Below are 18,614 nucleotides of genomic sequence, written 5' to 3' on the forward strand. Positions count from 1 at the left end.
CAATGGAGATGAGCATAAAATGAAAGTAATCGGTCTTATTGGCGGAATGAGCTGGGAATCTTCTGCTTTGTACTATCGAATGATCAATGAAGAAGTAAGAAGTAGGCTAGGCGGACTGCACTCTGCGAAATGCCTGTTATATAGTGTTGATTTTGAAGAAATTGAACGTTACCAAGCGGAAGGAGCCTGGGATAAGGCGGGGGAAGTGTTAGGCCAAACCGCACGCGCTTTGGAAAAAGGGGGTGCTGACTTTATCGTCATTTGCACCAATACGATGCATAAAGTTGTCGATGAAATTCAGTCCAAGATCAACATCCCCATTTTGCATATAGCGGATGCTACAGCAGCCCAAATCAAGGAAAGCCAGATTCAGACAGTTGGGCTGCTTGGCACGAAGTACACTATGGAACAGGACTTTTATAAATCACGCCTGGAGCTGAACGGGATTCAAGTGATCGTTCCCAATCGGGATGACAGAGAGGCTGTAAACCAGATCATCTACGAAGAGTTATGCCTAGGCAAGATTCATCATGAATCTAGAGATTATTATAAAAAGGTGATTCAGGGCTTAATCGAATCCGGAGCCGAAGGGATTATATTAGGCTGTACAGAAATTGGACTACTGGTGAAGCCGGAAGACGCAGAAGTTCCTCTGTTTGACACAACCTACATCCATGCTTGCGAGGCTGTAAATATGTCTTTGAAAGCGTGAAACTTGGAGCTGAATCCCGTACGGACCAATTAAAATAGGAGTTCATCGACAGCGCGCCCGCCAGGGCGCGTTTTTTAATGTGATATAGGATTTGGAGTATGCCAGTACAGCCAAAAAATATTTAAAGAAATTTCCCGGCCGATGTTGTCACATCCCCTCCTCCCTCCCCGTCATACGGGTAAAATCACCGAAAGGGATGATCGAGATGGAGATGGAATACGATTACGATGTAGCGGTAGTTGGCGGGGGCATAGCAGGTCTGACGGCGGCGGTCTACGCGGCGAAGGCGGGGAAGCGGACGGTCCTTATCGAGAAGCAGGAGCGCCTCGGCGGGCGAGCCATCACGGTGAAAAAGAAGGGAGCATACTTCAATCTGGGCGGGCATGCCCTGTATCACGGCGATGCGTTTGCGACCTTCCGCGAGCTGGGACTAAGTTTGCAGGGAGGTCAGCCTTCCACCGATGCGCTCGGCATTTGGAACGGGAAGCTGGTGACCATGCCGATGGGGGTCAAATCGCTCTTTACCACGCCGCTGCTGTCCTGGAAAGGGAAGGTGGAGCTGGCCTCCTGGCTGGCGAAGCTTGGCAAAATGGATACGCTTCGTTACGAGCGGGTCAGTCTCCGGGAATGGCTGGAGGGGAATATCAAGGACCCCATGCTGCGACATTTATTTTATTCGCTTTTTCGCACGGCAAGCTACGTGGTAGCGCCGGATCTGCAGGCGGCGGGTCCAGTACTGCGGCAGCTGCAGAACTCCCTGAAGGGCGTGCTGTATCTTGACCGGGGCTGGGGCGCGATGGTCGACGAGTTAGGCAAGCTGGCTGAGGATAACGGTGTGAAGCTGCTCTCGAAGAGCAATGCCGTGTCCATTGGGCACGCTGAAGGCTCCGTACGGCATGTGCTCTGCGAAGATGGAACGACAATCAAGGCGAATGCCGTCATCGTAGCCGCATCGCCCACGATCGCTCACCAGCTGGTGCCCGGGGCTGAAACGACCGCCCTTCATACCTGGAAGGAGCAGGCGGTCGAAATTACGGCTGCGTGCCTGGATGTCGCCCTCCGCCGTCTGCCGAAGCCGGATCAGCAATTCGTGTACGGCATCGACCGGACGGTCTTTCTTTCCAACCAGTCGCGTGCCGCTGATCTTAGCGACGATGGATACCAGGTCGTTTCCGTGATGAAATACAAGGGGCTGGAAAGCGATCCCCAACGGGATTTGCAAGACCTCGAACAAACGCTGGATCTCGTGCAACCAGGCTGGAGGGATGAGCTGGTCGTCCGGCAGTATTTGCCGAAGATTACGGTTTGCCAAGATTTTATGCACCTGAACCGTCAGGAGAACCCGGGGCCCGCCGTCCCGGAAATCAAGGGGCTGTATGTGGCAGGAGATTGGGCTTCGCACGGGGAATTACTAACCGACGCCGCGACAGCGAGCGCGAAAAGAGCCGTTCGGCACATCCTCTCCCTGGAGAGCGAGGAAAGGGCGACCCATGAGCATAGAAGAATTGTATGAAGCCTATAGAAAACCGCTGATATCCTATGCCTACCGGATGCTTGGCAGCGTTATGGACGCGGAGGATATCGTGCAAGAGGCCTTTATAAGCTATGGCCGGCTGGAGGAGCCTGATGCGATACGGAATGAGCGATCCTTTTTGTACAAAATCGTCACTAACCGATGTCTGGATCTGCTCCGTTCCTCGGCGAAGAAACGGGAGCTCTATGTCGGTCCCTGGCTTCCTGAGCCTCTGATGGGTTTGCTGGATGCCGCCGAGGCCGACCCGTCCGAGATCTATATGCGGCGCGAATCCATATCAACGGCATACCTTTTGCTCCTGCAGCAGCTGAGTGCCGTCGAAAGAGCCGTTTTTCTCCTCCGCGAAATTTTTCATTACTCGTTCGACGAGATTGCCGGGATGGTTGGCAAAAGCACCGCAAACTGCCGGCAAATTTTCCACCGGGCCAAAAAGAGTATCCAGGTAGATCCTGAGCAAAGCCTGCCGGTTCACATAGCCGAAGAGAAGCTGAGGGATTTCGTCAGTTCCCTTCTGCAAGGAAATACAAGCCGATTACTGGAACTGGTCAGCGAGGGCGCTGTCATGATCTCCGACGGCGGCGGCAAGGTCAAGGCGGCACGTGTGCCTGTCATTGGATTCGAGCAGGTTACCAAACTGCTGCTTAATCTGCTCAAAATGCATGAGGGTAAATTTGCGTATTCGTTCGTTTCTGTCAACGGCATACCGGGCTTCCGGCTTGCGATGGATAATGGGGATCAGTACGTTTATTCTTTTTCTTTTAAGGATGACAAGATTCAATCGATCTATGCCGTAGGAAATCCGGAGAAAATAAGGCACCTGCCAGCATTCGAGCAGCGGGATGATGAACTTGGCACGCCGTGACAGTCACGGATAACAAACTAAACGATGACTCAACCGCGATTATCGTTAACCTAGAGGAACAATAGAAGAAAGTGTGAAAAAGACCCTGCCGGCGCGAGCCAGCGGGGTTTTTGGTGTTCATGGATCAGGTCGTGCTGGAACGATGAACAAGATGATTAATTATATGGTTTGCAAAATTCTAACGACATCATCCTCAATCTGGGATTCATCAACCTTGTCCCAATGCTCAGGGCGAATCATTTGATATTTTTTCATACGGTAAAATTCTATAACGGCTTGTTTCAAGGTGAGGTCGTACCACTGGATGCTGTACGTCGGTTCCATGATCCGCCGCAGCGTAGCGTCGTCTTGAACCAAAGACAGCACTGCATTCATCCGGTTGAAAATTCCCTGATCCATCCCGGCTTCAAAAAAACTCTCCAGATTTTTATTCCGATTCTGCTGGGCAATAACCAGACTTTCAAACAACCGCGGATAGAATTCCTTGAGGTCCTCCAGGAACAAATCGGATATAAAAATGACGCAGATCAGCGATTGCAGGAACGTTTGCTGAAAACGCTTGATATAAGAGACGGTTTCGTCGTTCACCACAGCATCGGCCTGCTGCAAGTAGTTCATCTCATACTCTACAACCTGCTGAATGATGTCATCTTTGGATGAAAAATGCTTATACAGCGTCACTTTGCTGATGTCCATATATCTGGCGATATCGTCTATTTTAAGTTGGCTGAATTTGTTCTTTCGGATGACCGGTTTTATTTTCTCGATGTAATGATCGGCGCTTACCGCTTTTCTCACGAAATGAAGCCTCCTTTGTGCTTATACAACATATTATAACGAATTTGCTGTGATCACAAACGATTTTTACTAAAATTAATAAATTAACTATTTTTATTAATTTTGTTTACTTTATTAATTTGTCGAGTTATAATCGGTTTTGCAAAAGGGAAATGAACTTCTAAGCGAAGGGAGGAAATAAAAGATGAGTACTGTGGAAAAAGGAAAATACGAAGGCAAGCGGGTCGTCATTACGGGAGGCAGCAGCGGGTTTGGCCTGGAGACGGCGAAGCAGCTGGTGGATGAAGGAGCGCGCGTTTTGATTACTGGCCGCACCCAGTCCACGCTCGATTCGGCTCTGAACCAATTGGGGAACAATGCGGTCGCCGTCGTAAGTGACGCCTCCTCGTTGAGTGATATCAACGCCCTGGCAGACCGGGTGAAGGCCGAGTTTGGCACGATCGACGCCTTGTTCGTAAACGCTGGCGTGACGCGTTTCGTTCCTTTTGAGTCCGTTACCGAAGAGGTGTACGACGAAGTTCTCGCCATCAATACCAAGGGGCCGTATTTTACCGTGCAAAAGCTCGTCCCTCTGCTTAACGAGGGGAGCGGCGTGGTTCTCACGACTTCGGTCGCGAACGTGCTTGGAATTCCGATGATCAGCGCGTACGCTGCCAGCAAGGCAGCGCTCCGCTCCATGACGCGCAGCCTCGCCCGCGAGCTGCTGCCTCGGAAGATCCGTGTGAATGCGGTCAGCCCCGGTCCGATCGACACAGGCATTCTGGACAGATCGATGCCGAAGGAAGCTGCGGAACAGACCAAGGCGGAGATGAGACAGCAGATCCCAATGCTGCGTTTTGGGGAGCCCCGCGAGGTGGCCCAAGCCGTCCTGTTCCTCGCTTTCGATGCGACCTATACCACGGGGGCTGAGTTCCCCGTAGACGGAGGCGGCTCGCAAATCTAAGTACGTCTAAAACCGCCGTTTGCTGACCATCCGATTTTAATAAACGAACCAAGGAAGGGATAGTAATCAATATGGAAAATGCAAAAAATATGCGAGTCTTTGTAACAGGCGCAACGGGGTTTGTCGGCTCCGCTGTTGTTCGCGAACTCATTGCCGCAGGACATCAAGTCGTCGGGCTCGCCCGCTCGGATAAGTCTGCCGCATCGCTGACGGCTGCCGGGGCTGAGGTGCAGCGCGGTTCCTTGGACGACCTTACCAGCCTGCAGGAAGGCGCCGCCGCAGCGGACGGCGTGATTCACCTGGCTTTTAAACACGACTTCGCGGATTTTGCGGCAGCCGCCGAGGCGGACATCAAGGCGATCGAGGCGATCGGGGCGGCACTTGAGGGTACTGGAAAGCCATTCGTGGCGACCTCGGGAACGCTGATGCTTACGCCGGGGCGGCTCGGGACGGAAGAAGAGGCGTCGACACAGTCTACGCCGCGCCGCTCCGAGGAGGCTGCGCTCGCGCTGGCTGGACGCGGAGTGAGAGCTTCGGTCGTCCGCCTGTCACCGTCCGTGCATGGCCCGGGTGAGCAGGGTTTTGTTCCGACCTTGATTGGCATCGCGCGGGAGAAAGGTTTTGCGGCGTACGTGGATGAGGGGCTTAACCACTGGCCGGCGGTTCACCAGCTTGATGCGGCGCGCCTGTTCAGACTGGCGTTGGAAAAAGGGGCCGCAGGTGCCGTGTATCACGGGGTCGGCGATGAGGGCGTGCCCTTCCGGGAGATCGCTGAGGTCATCGGCCGCCACCTGAACCTGCCGGTGCGCAGCATTTCCCGCGAAGAGGCAGAGGCTTACTTCGGTTGGCTCGCCTTCGCCGCGTCGACCGACAATCTGGCGTCGAGCGCCCTGACCCAGGAACGCCTGGGATGGCAGCCCGTGAACCCTGGTTTAATCGCGGATCTGGAACAGGGGCACTACTTTAACCGCTAAAATTGATGGATTGGGTGAATGAAGAGGTTTTTCTGAAGGTTATCTAATGAAATCGCCTGACGGTAACATAGAGTAAAAATGTCTTGGCTTGTGACTCTGTACCTCCTTCATGGAAGTATCGGGCACAGGTCAAGACTTTTGTTGGTAGGGAAACGATTAGTTTAAGCCAGCCGGTGGAAATTCTGTTACTACAGATCGGTGGGGGAGATGAGGAAGAAAGGTCTTGAATTCGTTGGTGTGATATAATATCGATTAGATAAATGACTAACGCAAAGGAGATATACCATGGATATTTTCCAGGACCTTCAAAAGTTAATTAAGCTTACAGGTGATCGTGCAAAATTAGATGCTAAAGCGAATGGGACTTATATTGTATATAAGACGGACAGCGGCCGGATTGTTAAAGAATTCGCAAATGGTGATATTCAGACAGTAACCAACCCGGGATCCCCTTCCAATGAATGAACTTTCTCCAATCATATATGTATTCGCTGGAAACAATGGAAGCGGTAAAAGTACGATACGTAATTTGATCATAGATCGACTAGGCATTAGCGTAAATATTGATCCGGATGCATTAGCACGCAGTATTGATGCCGATCAACCGGAAAGTCGAAAAATTTCGGCGGGTAAAGAAGCGATTAAGCTTGCTAGAGATTGTATAGAAAATAAGAGGGATTTCTCTGTTGAGACAACGCTGGCTGGTGGAAATGCAATACGTCTTATGAAGGAAGCCAAAAATAAGGGATTTGAGGTCACCATGTTTTATGTTGGACTTGGGGATTATCGTCTCAATATTGAGCGTGTGGCTGCAAGAGTCCGAAATGGGGGACATCATATTCCTACAGAAGACATTATAAGAAGGCACTCAACTTCTATGAAGAATCTGCATTTAAATCTTGTATTGATCGATTATTTGATTGTCATAGACAATAGCGAAGCGTCTGGAGAAATTGTGTTACAGGCCAAAAACAACGTTATCACTCATGAAGTTTCTCATCTTCCAGCTTGGGCTAAAAGCATCAAAGAAACTATCAACAAGTTTGCCTCGATTTAATCTCCCACCACCACACATGTTACAATAAACCCAAATCATCACAGTTATTGGAGGTATCCTCAGTGGTCATTCAACTAGGCAATTTTGAAGTGAATTCCGGGCAATTGGTCGTAGCGGATCCTTGTTACGAATTGGATCGGGATACGATTATTATGGGCGTATTGGAATCCGCCTTAGCTGGCACATGGGTAGGAGAAGTGGAGAAGGTCGAGGTTCGCGACTGGGGCGAAGCCAACGCCAAGCTGACGGCTTACCACCATTCCGTGGCGGAACTGGCAGCGTCGCTGGAATGGATCAAGTGCTCTTTTGTGGCGGGGGTGGACAGCGGGCAGGCAGGGATTTTTGATATCGACAAGCACCGGCTTCCGGATGCGGATGCCCCTGACGGTAAACAGGACCAAGATACCAAATGGTATTTCGCCTGCTGCGATCTCACCGAGAGCGGGGAGGAAGCAGGTGTCATGGATGGCGGCGTCGTATCACGGACAGGCATGGGTGACGGGGCGTATGGAGTGTACAAGGCTGTAAATGCGGACAATCAGGTAGTTGGCGTGAAGATTGTGTTTATTAAGGGCTAGTTTAAAGGCTGGTTTTTGTACGAGAAAGATCTCGAAGGTGAGGCGAATTCTGTGCTGAAGAAAACCTTTTTACTTGTTCTAAGTGCGATTTCATTGATCTTTGTTACCCCAGTAAATCAAGTGTCGGCTGAATCTGCTGCACCGCCTCTTCCTTCAAGCGCTCACGTGTATTTAAAGGCAGGCCCGTTTTATATTTTATATACTCATCCTACTGCTCCTTATATAGATTCAAACAATCGGCTTCTCGTTCCTCTTCGATCATTCGAAGAATTATTTGGAGGGAGCGTTTCATACTTACCCGAGAGCAAAACCGCTCAGGTCGAATGGCTGCAGCATCAATTTAAATTTGTTGTAGGCTCCAATCTTGCAGAGATTGATGGTAAAAGTTACGTCATGGATACGAAGCCAGTGATGAAGAATGGAGCAATTTCATTGCCTATCCGCTTGTTTCTAGACGAAACAGACCTCAATTATCATTGGGATAATAAACTTCAGGTGCTGGCTCTGGATGATGAGCGTATTCTTGTGGGCGAGCCGTTTACTGATTTTAATGGGAATGATTTGAAGAGTACAAACATAGACAACGTATTCCAAATCAAAAGTTATTCGATTGAAAAGTCCAAGTATGATACCTTTGCTCTGAAAATTACAGCTAATAATAAATCAGGGAAGGATATTCCGAAGGGAAAAGCAGATATTCATCCGCTCGTTTCTTACGGAAAAATGTATGGCGGTTTTGCTACCGATTCCTACAGCCGCCCAGCATTCCCTGCTATTCCAGGAGTGAAAGCTGGGGAGGATGTTACCATACAGCAAAACTTCCCTTTACGGGATGTCGAATATATCATTACGGTTGCTAGAGTTTTTAAATAGATTTACAGGTAGATGACTCTCTCGAGGGTCATCTTTTTTTTATTCTATAGAAGGAACTCACTTCATTTTCACTTCAAGCGCAACTATCTTCCGTTTTTATTGTTATATATTGTAAATGGTATTTTGTCGCTTTTACTAGAATCCGATAGAAAGTTCAAACGATAACAGAGGTGCCCAATGAAGAAATTTTTGTCTTTGCTGTTCCTGTCTTTGTTTCTGCTGATCCTGCTCCCCAATTCAATCAGTGCCGCATCCAAGCCATCCAAAATTGTATTAGACGGCCAGGAACTGGTCCTGCCGGCTGATGTGAAGGTCTCGATCATTGATCAATCCATGATGATTCCACTTCGGGTGGTGGCGGAAAATTTAAAGTTTCAGGTGAACTGGGATCAACGGTCCCACAGCGTTACAATCCAGCAAAACGCCAAAGCCATGTTGTTAACCGTCGGCAAAAAAGAGGCGAAGGTCGCGGACCAGCTAGTACGGCTGGATACGGCTCCCCGGAATATGAATCAAAGCGTGGTCGTTCCGATCCGGTTCGTCACCGAACAAATGGGACTGGCTGTCAATTGGGACAACCGCAGTAAAACGGTATACCTGACAAGCCCGCCTCAAAACCCGGATCAAAGCAAAGATCCGAACTCCGAATCCGAAGCAGACAATACAGAGCCGTTGACGCATGTGAGTCAGATCAATTATTTAAACCGACAGCTCGTTATTAGTATGGATGGCCAAGTGACACCCAAGATTTCAACTTTAGCCAACCCCGCCCGAATCGTTGTTGACTTACCTAATACGACCTTCGGGGCTCTGACTCAGCCGCTGGATTCGGCCATGATGGGGAAATTGGACGTGAGCGGACAGCCGGATGTATCCGAAGTCAGATATTCTCTATTTAGCAGGGACCCCGAGCAAGTCCGGGTCGTGGTGGAGTTAAGCCAGGGTAACCCGGCTTCCTATCACCAGGAGTTTATCGGCGAACAGCTCATTATAGATCTATCTGGGACGGGCAGCGATCCCCAGACTCCAGTGTCTTCAGGCGACGAGAATGAAAGAAAAATCGTAGTCATTGATGCGGGACACGGTGGCAGCGATCCGGGAACGACGAGCATCAGCAACAAACACGAAAAAGACTTTAACCTCGCGCTTGCTCTGAAAGTGCAGGAACTTCTTCTTAAGGAACCCGAAATTGAAGTCATCATGACCCGTGACAGCGACGTGTACCCTACCCGGACAGAACGCGTGCAGCTGGCCAATTCATTAAATGCGGACGTTTTTGTATCGATCCATGGCAACAGCGTACTGGAATCGCCGCAAGCAACCGGTACAGAGACCCATTATTATCAGCGGAGCAGCAGCAAACAGCTCGCCGATGCGATCCACAAGCGTTTGGTCCAGGCGATGGGTCTGAAAGACCGCGGCGTTAAAAACACCAGCCTGCAGGTGATTCGTGAGACCCATATGGCTGCGGTTCTATTAGAGGTCGGATTTCTAAGCAATGTCTCGGATGAACAAGCCATGCTGTCTGACACCGTTCAGTATAAGGCAGCTCAAGCGATTGTTGATGGCATCAAAGAGTACTTAAGCATTACATAGGGAGAACATCGCAGGGAGAGAGAGAAACAAAAAAAGAACGCTCGAAGAGCGTTCTTTCAGAGAGAATTAATAGAATTTCCAATGATCATGCCGATGTTTTTTCTTTTTCTTACAGATGACTACAGCTTTTTGACCGGGGTGCAGCTTTACGACGATTACTTTTTTTCGATTACAACACATAATGATCACCTCCTATATTAACAATCTATGCTTTTACGAATAGATTTGACTGGACAAACAGGCACAATTTGATAGGTTATGAGATCAGCCTATAGAAAAGCCCCCCACGTCCTTGGCTGGAATGGGGGGACTTTTCGTCTGATCAATAGACTAGTGGTTTTTGCATAAAAATAACAATATCGGAGCGGGTGCTTGTTCCGTGCTTATCATGGTATTCCCAACTGATCTGAAATTCACCGTAACCCCAGTCGATATAACCCAGGTGTTCATATAGCCTTCTTGCCTCGGGATTGTCTTTGCTGCTCACTTCCAAACCGATATGAGTGCAGCCTCTTTCGCTTGCTAATTTCTCAGCCTCACGAATGATCGCCGTCGCTACACCTTTTTTGCGGTAGCCCTCTTTCGTGAGTCCTCCCTCCAGAAAGGCACTGTGAGTCACATCGATATATTGAGTTACACGTGGATCCTCAGGGCCACTCCATCGCAGTAAGAAATGTCCAATCGGTTGATTTGTATGCCATGCGATCAGAAATACGCCCTCACCTTTCCTCTGTACTTCGAATCGGCGATGCTGGGGATACGTCAGATTCCCGGGGCTGAACACTTCCTCAAGCAAATTCAATTGAGAATCCTCGGCTGGTTTGACCACAATAACAAACTCGTGTTGATTCATCATTCATCACTCCTACCGGTTTGTTATGAATATAGTAATCGAGAGCTTTGCTCCCTAATCGAACACGAATCGTACTTATCAACTGAATATGCGTGTCCTATTCCTTCCTCGTAAGCATGATTATGTAAATAAATAGCTAGGCAGATTTATGACTATAACATGATGCGTGAAATAAAGCAAATACACCGATCGTCCCTTCTTTTTCCGATCCAGCATACAACCAACTTTATTAAATCCCGCTTTTACCCAACACGCATGAACGCTTTTCCAATAAGATATGGTATGCCATTCTTGATTGAGCCTTTCTGGATTATCTCCATTGTCTGCGCTGCATTCGAACTGGCTTCCTTCATCCCGTGACTGCAACGGTAAAAGAGTGGATCGCAGAGGCTGCCGCTGCCTGAATAAAGCGGTTTTTTTGTTGTTTGAAAACACGCCTGAAAAGCATTTGAATCTACTAATTTTTCATCTACTTTACAATTAGTGGGAATAATATCATAATTAGTAATCATATCTTTAGCGAGGTGTTATATGAAATCCGTTTATATCACGAGCATGGGGAAGTTCCTTCCCGGCGCCCCGGTGGGCAATGAGGAAATGGAAGATTACCTTGGTAAAATCGGAGGCAGATCCTCCAAAACGAAGCGTATCATTTTGGAAAAGAATCAGATCAAGCAGCGCTATTACGCGATGGACAAGGAGCAGAAGAGCTTGTACACCAACGCGGAGATGGCGGCCCTGGCCATACGCGAGGCGTTGGAACGCAGCGCCGGTGTCCGACCGGAGGACGTCGAATTCTTGGCGACCGGTACGACACGAGCGGATTTGCTGCTGCCGGGTTTTGCGAGTATGGTGCATGCCGAGACGGGACTGCCGGTGATGGAGATTTCTTCGCACTCGGGGTTATGCGCGAGCGGGATGCATGCGCTGAAGAACGCCTTTTTACATATCAAGTCAGGAGAGCACTGGACGGCCATCGCTTGTTCCAGCGAGTTTCTGAGCCGAGAGTTCAAACATACGAAATTCGAAGCGCAGGGCATTTACAGCAACGGCCGGGTACCGTTTGACACGGATTTTCTGCGGTTCATGCTGTCGGACGGGGCGGGGGCAGCCCTATTGCAAAATGAACCCTCCGCACAAGGGCTCTCCCTGCGCATCGAGTGGATCGACAACAAGTCGTATGCCAATGAGTACGAGACCTGCATGTATTCCGGCATGAGCAAGGAGGATGGCGGCCGTTCGTGGCTGGACTACGCCTCTATTCATGAAGCGGCCGATCACGGCGCGCTGAATTTGAAGCAGGACGTCCGGCTGGTCAATGAAATTACGAAGGTCGGAACGCGGCGTTTTTTGGAGCTGGTGGAAGAAGGGCGGATTGACCCGGACACGGTCGATTGGATGGTGGTCCATTATTCATCGCATGTGTTCAGGGAAGAGATCTTCCTGCTGCTTGAGCAGGGCGGCGTGACGATCCCTGAGGAAAAATGGTTTACGAATCTGTACACAAAAGGAAATACGGCGGCGGCTTCGATTTACATCATGCTGGAGGAGCTGCTGTATTCCGGACGCCTCTCCGCGGGGCAGCAAATCGTCTGCGTCGTTCCGGAAAGCGGCCGCTTTCAGGCTTCGACGATGCTGTTGACGGTAGTTGGGGCTTGAAAGCCTCCTTGTAACAATCGAGTATTCAATACGGTTTCCATAACTTGCATAAAAGGACCCTCAGCGGAGGGTCCTTTTTGCATCGTTGATTAAGGAGAATTTAGTAATGAAGATGGTTCCAGGCTTTCATTCATCGTCCCCTCATTCTCGCCACCTTCAATCACAATTTCTTGACTGTTAGTTCCTTCACCAGTGGCGCTACCGGCTTCGTTGGAACCGGCGACGTCACTTCCTGTGTCGCTGTCAGCGCCATCCCCACTGACCTCAGCGTCGCCATTCACCACGGTATCCAGCGTTTTCTCATCCAGCGTCACGTCATCCACATACACGGTCATCGTTCCTTCACCGCTTGGTGAAGCGATCTGCAGCCCGATGGCCTTGATCAGCGTTTTATCGATAGCGGCGCCGTTGGAGTCCTTGCCGTTCAAATTCAGCTTGATCCACTGGTATTCGCCTGTCAGCTCGACTTCGTCAGTGGAAGCCCAGGCCCAGTTCGACCCGGTCTTGATAAACAGCTTCGCTTTGGCCGTGCCGCCAGCCACTCGGGCGCGGACCATCAGCGTGCTGCCTTGGCTGAGATCCTGGTCGCTCATGTAGGCGAGCTCAAAGTGCTTGTCGGCTGCGCCCGCAGACGGAAAGTCCGCGCTGAGCACCTTGCTGCCGCCATCCTCCGGATTGGCGAGGTTGCCGGCTCCGAGCGTGTCGTCGTTCAGCAACCAGCCGGTGATGGAGCTGTTGAAGTCGAACAGCACACCGGGTGCGGTGCCGCCGCCTGCGCTGCCGTTCGGCACGGTGCCTACAGCCGGATCGAGCAGGGCATGGATGTCGTCAAAATACATCGACGACGTCAGCCGGTTGCCGTCCGGCACCGCGTTCGTATAGATGGAGAACGCCTGGACGTTCTTCAGGTTCGTCTTCGTCAACGTTCCGGTCGCCCCGTTGGCGGGCTTGAACTCGTTGAACGGAGCGGTGATGAGTGCCGGTTCGGCCGTCTTGGTGTCCGGGTAGTACTCGTACGTCTTGCCGTCCGCGTTGATCTGCATCACGAGCTTCTGGCCTTGGCCGTCCGGCTGGTACCAGAACTGCAGGGCGTTGAAGCCGGACCAATCCGCGCCGTTCATCGCCTTGGTGATGCCGGCGTAGCCGCTGCCTGCCAGCGTGTACGTGTACTTCAGCCCGTAGCTGCCGCCGTGCTTGTGCGTGCCGTCCAGCGCAGCGCCGGCCGGGTCGCCGCCGGCGTGCACGAACTTGCTGGCCAGGGCCTCGCTGCTGCCCAGGTAGCTCTCGAAGTCGTCGACGACGGCCGGGTCGCCCGCCGATTCGGCATAGGCGCTGTAGAGCCGGATGTTATCGACGTAGACCGGAAGCGTATCTCCGTCCGTTTGCAGCGCGCTGCCCACGATGGACAAGGCGATGTCGTCGGCAGCCGCCAGCGCATCCGCGTTCGTAAAATCGATCGTTGGGCTGAATTTAACGTACTCCACGCCATCGATCGTTTCTTTGGGCAGGGACGCAAACGACGAATACGTCGTGTCCATGCCGTACTTATTAGTCCAGTCTGGTGGGAGCTGCCCTACGGCGCGCAAGCTGGCCTGTTCGCTGGATGCCCCGGCTGCAGCGGGGACCCACACGTCCATTTTGACCCGTTGGATACCCGCGAGCGAGCCGGCGCCGGCTTTAGCCTTGGCGTTCTTTAACTCCAGCTTCAGCTCCTGCCATGAATCGGTTCCGTTCAAATGCGGCGCGCTGATCTTCAGGGATCCGCCGTTAAAATCGCTGTACGCCGCGCTGCCGTCATTCGTTCCTCCCGCCGAGCTGGTGTATTCGCCGTTGTATTGGATGCCTTCCGCGTCAGCGGCGGTATCGAAAGTGTAGGCACCGGCCAGCACCTCGCCGATCTTCACGAACACCGTGTTCGTCTGTTCATGCAGCACGGCCCCGCTGCTGCCATACACTTTGACGGTGATGTCCGCGGTTTTGCCGTTCTGCTCCGCCGCCGGCGTCCACGGCGCCTCGTAGTAGCCGCTGTCCGGGTTCAGGGTCATCGGATACTCGGTATCCGAACCTTGTACGCTGTAGACGACGCGATCCGGCGCTTCGTTCAGGACGCGGACGCGAATGGTCGTTGAAGCCTCCTTGATGGTGCTTTGGCCCGTCGGAGAGGCGATATGCATGAAGCCCTGTTCGGAGGCGGTGTTGACCTTTTTATCATAGGCGCCAATGACCCCGTCGCTGAACAGCGTGTACGCATCCTGGTAGTACTTTTTAAAATCCGGCAGCATTTCATGCTCCTGATTTGGATCGCCGGTTGGGTAAGGGACGTAGATGGAGTCCGGTCCAAAGTTGGCCCAGGTCAGCATGAACGCCATCTTTTTCGCGTCCGGATCGGATTTGAGCGTGTTTGCCAGCTTCGTGTAGAAGTCGGGCGTCGTATTGCCAATGACCTTCATTTTCTGGTAGCCGAATTCGGTAAAGGCAGCGACTTTTCCGCGGCTGTCCGCGATGTTGGACACGGTTTTGGCTTCCGTCTTGACGCCGTTAAACCAGGAGTCGCCCTCGCCGTTGTAGTAGCTGTCGAACCCGAGGATGTCGACGTAGTCGTCGCCCGGGTAGGTTTTTAAGTAGGTATCCACGGAGTCGCCAAAACCGCCGCCCGGCGAGTAGGCGTAGAGGAAGTTGTGGACGCCTTTCTTGTCGCGGAGATACTCGACCGTGTAGCGGTAGATTTCCTTATATTCGTCGGTCGTTGTAAAAGCGGCCCCCCACCAGAACCAGCTTCCGCTCTGCTCATGGAACGGCCGGAAGATGACCGGAATCGGCCTGCCGTCATCGGTTTTGAGGTGCAGGGCGAAGTCGGCGATCTGATCGAGAAAAGCGTTATACGCTGCGTTCTTGTCCCCGCCCGGCAGGATGTGGGACACGACGTTGCCCTTGGTGTCGTAGAAATCCCCGCCGGTGACGAAGTTTGGCATATGGGAGCTGAGCGTCAGCACGCCGCCGTCGGCGTAAGCCTTCTTCATGACGGCGACGAGGTTGTCGCGGCTCTGCTCGGCATGGCCGGCCACGCCCGGCTTTTCTTTGCCTTCCAGGCTCAGCGTATCCCAGCCGAACAGCCCCGGATAGGCACCGACGCTGTTGAAAGTGTCGGACTGGGTTCCGTCCTTCGCCGTGATGGACATTCCTTCCGTCGTGGCATGCTGCTGGCCGAACAGGATGTTCTTGCCGCGGAGCTGGTTCAAATAGACGAACAGCGATTGGGTGCGGTCGGTTGCCGCTGCGTCCGTCAGGTTGACGGTCGTGACGTTTTCCACCGGATTGCTGCCATTGCCGCCGCTGCCGTTTCCGTTCCCGCCGGAACTGGAACCGCCGCCTGTGCTGCCCGGAGAGCTGCCGCCTGCGCCCGTGCTTCCGGAAGGCGCAGGGCTTGCATTGGCTGCTCCACCTGAGATGCTGGTCGTTCCAGACGGAAGCGCCTTGCCGTTCAGCGTGATGCCGCTGCCTTGGATCACCGCCTGCTTGATGCTGCCCGTGCCTGTGATTGCGGTGCCTGCGGCCGACGGGTTCACGTTCAGGGAAGCGATGGAGGCACCGGCGCCGAGGCTCAGCTGCACCGGCTGATTGAACTCGGCACTGTCGATGATCGAGCTGTCACCCGCGTCCAGTTGGGACGGGCTGTTTGCCGTCAGCTGCTCGATATGGGTCGTACCGGACAGCTGTACATGCACCTGGCCGTCGCGGCGGTTGACGAGGACGCTGCCGAGGTCAGAGTCCTTCACGATGACCGTATGGGCGCCGCCGCCTTCGATGAAAGTGGTGCCCTGAACCGTGATATGATCGAGGGTAACCTCGCCGTCGCCGATCCCTGGCGCCAGATACAAATTACCCTGGATGACGGCATCCTTCAGGACGACCCCCCCGTGGTTCACCACGGCGCTGCTTTGAATCTTCCCGGCGGTATAAGTACCCGCAGCCGGATAGTATGCACTGACCAGCTTGTCGATCAGGGTAACGATTTCCGCGCGGGTAATAGGTTCCTCGGGACGGAAGGTCCCGTTCGGGTAGCCTTGGAAGTAACCGGAGAGGGCCCGGACCGCTTCGCGGGCGTAAACCCCAATGTTCTCTTGGTCTGGGAAGAAGAGGGTGGGGGCTGTATCGTTTTCGCTTATTTCAAACGCCCGTGCCAGCAGCACCGCAGCGTCCTGACGGGTTAGCGGTTCGCCGGGCTTGGCCGCGTTGCCGGGATATCCGGTGTAGTAGCCGGCTTCTCTGGCAATGGAGAAAGCGCTTGCAAGCCAGGTGTCGGCAGGGACATCCGCAAAAGCTTCCTTCGACTGGGCCGTAAAGCCGAACAAATGATTAAAGAGAGATACGAATTCTGCACGCGTGATTTCTGCATTAGGGAGGAAGGTGTGATCCGGATAGCCCTGGATCAGCCCGCTGCTCAGCCATTTTTGAACGCTGGCCTGTGCCCAGTGCCCCGTAAGGTCCTTGGCAGTCATGCCGCTGCGGTCCGCTTGGGCCGCTGCCGATCCGTAGGCGGGAGACAATAATGAAGCGATCAATACCGCCGATAGGGTAGTGCCCAGCCATTTGGATGACTTTTTCATGAAAACTCCCCTTGATTGATAGAAGATAAAGGGCTAACAAAGCGGCCGTTACACCTAACAAAAGGATAACTCAAGAAATGATGTAACCGCTTTATTTATTCCTTTTCGAGTCAATATACTATCATAGAGGCGTGTTGATGGCAATAATTAAGTTATATAATAATGCTAATAAAATAATAACTAAATATAATTTGTTATTGTGGTCCATCCTTCTGAACGGCTTGGGCCATCAGATCAAGTTCACCTCTAGGCATTTGCCCGCATAGCTTTATAGCATGATTAGGTTAAGGAGGATACGCGTTGTACGCCTATTATGGATATCCGGTTGATGATCCTGTGTCAGTCTGCATCCGCATTATGGACGGCTGCTCCAAAGAAATCCAGTATATTTCGTTAACCTATAGATCTAAGGCGGTTCCAGATCGAAGCGATCCTTCTTTAAAAGCATGGGAGGACGCTTTTCGCCAATTAGAAACGGAGGCGAAGCGATTTCTGGTTTCCGGCCGTCATCTGGCGGTATTGCACCGGCTGCTTCAGCGTAGTCATGATTTGCATACCGGGTTTAATCGGTTTGTTCAGACACAACCCTTACTTGGGTCCATGGTCGGATTTCCACGGCAGTCCGATCCGAAGCAAATGTATGATCACAACGGAAAAAAAGTAGACCATGGACGTGTAACCGTTAATGGGGTCCGCCTACACTATGTGTCCGCCGGCTCGGGTGAGCCTCTGCTACTCTTGCACGGTGCGCCGAAGACTTCGTTCTACTGGTATAAACTCATCCCCCTTTTGACGGATCGCTATACGGTCATAGCGCCTGATATTCGCGGTTTTGGGGATTCGGGTAAACCCCCGAGCGGCTATAGCATGCACCATATTTCAGAGGATATCGCCCAGCTGATGGAACAATTGGGCTGCAACACGTATTACGTGCACGGTGAGGACTGGGGAGCGGCTTTTTCCTACGCACTGGCGGCCAAATATCCGGATCGGGTGAAAAAGCTATCTTTTTCCGAAATGCTGCTGCCGGGTCTCGGTCTGGAAGATTGGTCCGTATTAAAGCCGGAAAACGTTTATTCCAATCACTGGTTCTGGCACATTAACTTTTTTGCCGTACCGGATGTGCCTGAATTTTTGATCGCGGGCAAGGAAAGGGAATTTTGGGGACGGTTGATGCGGGATGAATGCCAGGATCCAAGTGCGATTTCGCAGGAGCTCCTCGATGAAGTCGTCCGCGGCTCGGCTGCCCCCGGAGGTCTTCGTCCCATTTTCGAAGTGTACCGGCATGATTTTGATAACATAGATTTCGTGAAAAAGCACATGCAGCGTAAACTGAAGATGCCTGTAATCGCCATAGGGGGCATTCACTTTATGAACGGGGAAGTTCATCGCGTAGCCAAACGGGTTGCGGATGACGTAACGGCCGAGTCACTGGACTGCGGACACTGTCTAGCGTTGGAACAGCCGCAAGCATTGGCCGGATTACTTCGCAGCTTTTTTATGAGATAACATAACACATGGAAATGGCTCAGCTGCATACACTCTTTTTGAAGTGGATTAAAAAATAT

General features: G+C 52.0%; 15 protein-coding genes. 12 read left to right on the plus strand and 3 right to left on the minus strand.

Annotation, left to right across the window (positions count from 1 at the left end):
• The first annotated feature begins 19 nt into the window (after positions 1–19).
• The 3 genes from IAE55_RS12430 to sigJ all read left to right on the plus strand — a co-directional run bounded on the left by IAE55_RS12430 (position 20) and on the right by sigJ (position 3,108).
• The gene (locus IAE55_RS12430) at positions 20–712 is read left to right on the plus strand and encodes an aspartate/glutamate racemase family protein (protein WP_200632542.1); all 693 of its coding nucleotides are present in this window, start codon (positions 20–22) and stop codon (positions 710–712) included.
• 205 nt (positions 713–917) lie between these two features.
• Complete coding sequence (locus IAE55_RS12435) at positions 918–2,225, plus strand: phytoene desaturase family protein (RefSeq protein ID WP_442793331.1); 1,308 nt, start codon at positions 918–920, stop codon at positions 2,223–2,225.
• Positions 2,203–3,108, plus strand: coding sequence for an RNA polymerase sigma factor SigJ (gene sigJ / locus IAE55_RS12440; protein WP_200632547.1), 906 nt, complete (start codon positions 2,203–2,205; stop codon positions 3,106–3,108). Before IAE55_RS12435 ends, sigJ begins: the two co-directional genes overlap by 23 nt.
• A 159-nt stretch (positions 3,109–3,267) precedes the next feature.
• Here sigJ and IAE55_RS12445 read toward each other — a convergent pair whose 3' ends face one another.
• Positions 3,268–3,906 (minus strand): TetR/AcrR family transcriptional regulator, encoded by a 639-nt coding sequence (locus IAE55_RS12445; protein WP_200632548.1) that lies wholly within the window; start codon positions 3,904–3,906, stop codon positions 3,268–3,270.
• 184 nt (positions 3,907–4,090) lie between these two features.
• Here IAE55_RS12445 and IAE55_RS12450 point away from each other — a divergent pair, with 184 nt between their 5' ends.
• From IAE55_RS12450 to IAE55_RS12480, 7 genes are all read left to right on the plus strand, one after another.
• On the plus strand, positions 4,091–4,849 hold the full coding sequence (locus IAE55_RS12450; protein ID WP_200632550.1) for a glucose 1-dehydrogenase: 759 nt from the start codon (positions 4,091–4,093) through the stop codon (positions 4,847–4,849).
• Between the two features lie 89 nt (positions 4,850–4,938).
• Positions 4,939–5,823 (plus strand): SDR family oxidoreductase, encoded by an 885-nt coding sequence (locus IAE55_RS12455; protein WP_200632557.1) that lies wholly within the window; start codon positions 4,939–4,941, stop codon positions 5,821–5,823.
• Positions 5,824–6,108: 285 nt separating this feature from the next.
• Complete coding sequence (locus tag IAE55_RS12460) at positions 6,109–6,288, plus strand: hypothetical protein (protein WP_116233705.1); 180 nt, start codon at positions 6,109–6,111, stop codon at positions 6,286–6,288.
• Positions 6,281–6,880: a zeta toxin family protein gene (locus IAE55_RS12465; protein ID WP_145164866.1), complete on the plus strand. Its 600-nt coding sequence runs from the start codon at positions 6,281–6,283 to the stop codon at positions 6,878–6,880. Before IAE55_RS12460 ends, IAE55_RS12465 begins: the two co-directional genes overlap by 8 nt.
• A 62-nt stretch (positions 6,881–6,942) precedes the next feature.
• Entirely contained in the window at positions 6,943–7,458 is a 516-nt protein-coding gene (locus tag IAE55_RS12470) for a DUF4241 domain-containing protein (RefSeq protein WP_145164864.1), read from the plus strand.
• Positions 7,459–7,509: 51 nt separating this feature from the next.
• A complete protein-coding gene (locus tag IAE55_RS12475) occupies positions 7,510–8,331 on the plus strand; it encodes a copper amine oxidase N-terminal domain-containing protein (protein ID WP_186382127.1) in 822 nt (273 codons plus the stop codon).
• A gap of 177 nt (positions 8,332–8,508) precedes the next feature.
• Positions 8,509–9,927, plus strand: coding sequence for an N-acetylmuramoyl-L-alanine amidase family protein (locus IAE55_RS12480; protein ID WP_145164860.1), 1,419 nt, complete (start codon positions 8,509–8,511; stop codon positions 9,925–9,927).
• 322 nt (positions 9,928–10,249) lie between these two features.
• Here the strand turns inward: IAE55_RS12480 and IAE55_RS12485 are convergent, their stop codons facing one another.
• Entirely contained in the window at positions 10,250–10,783 is a 534-nt protein-coding gene (locus tag IAE55_RS12485) for a GNAT family N-acetyltransferase (protein WP_145028598.1), read from the minus strand.
• Between the two features lie 528 nt (positions 10,784–11,311).
• Here IAE55_RS12485 and IAE55_RS12490 point away from each other — a divergent pair.
• Positions 11,312–12,439, plus strand: coding sequence for a beta-ketoacyl-ACP synthase III (locus IAE55_RS12490; RefSeq protein WP_145164856.1), 1,128 nt, complete (start codon positions 11,312–11,314; stop codon positions 12,437–12,439).
• An 89-nt stretch (positions 12,440–12,528) separates the two neighbouring features.
• Here IAE55_RS12490 and IAE55_RS12495 read toward each other — a convergent pair whose 3' ends face one another.
• Positions 12,529–17,046, minus strand: coding sequence for a glycosyl hydrolase (locus IAE55_RS12495; RefSeq protein WP_200632565.1), 4,518 nt, complete (start codon positions 17,044–17,046; stop codon positions 12,529–12,531).
• Positions 17,047–17,346: 300 nt separating this feature from the next.
• Here IAE55_RS12495 and IAE55_RS12500 point away from each other — a divergent pair, with 300 nt between their 5' ends.
• Complete coding sequence (locus tag IAE55_RS12500; RefSeq protein ID WP_200632568.1) at positions 17,347–18,555, plus strand: alpha/beta fold hydrolase; 1,209 nt, start codon at positions 17,347–17,349, stop codon at positions 18,553–18,555.
• The last annotated feature ends 59 nt before the right edge of the window (positions 18,556–18,614 follow it).

This window comes from Paenibacillus sp. S28 (assembly GCF_016624415.1).
Lineage (GTDB): Bacteria > Bacillota > Bacilli > Paenibacillales > Paenibacillaceae > Paenibacillus_AQ > Paenibacillus_AQ favisporus.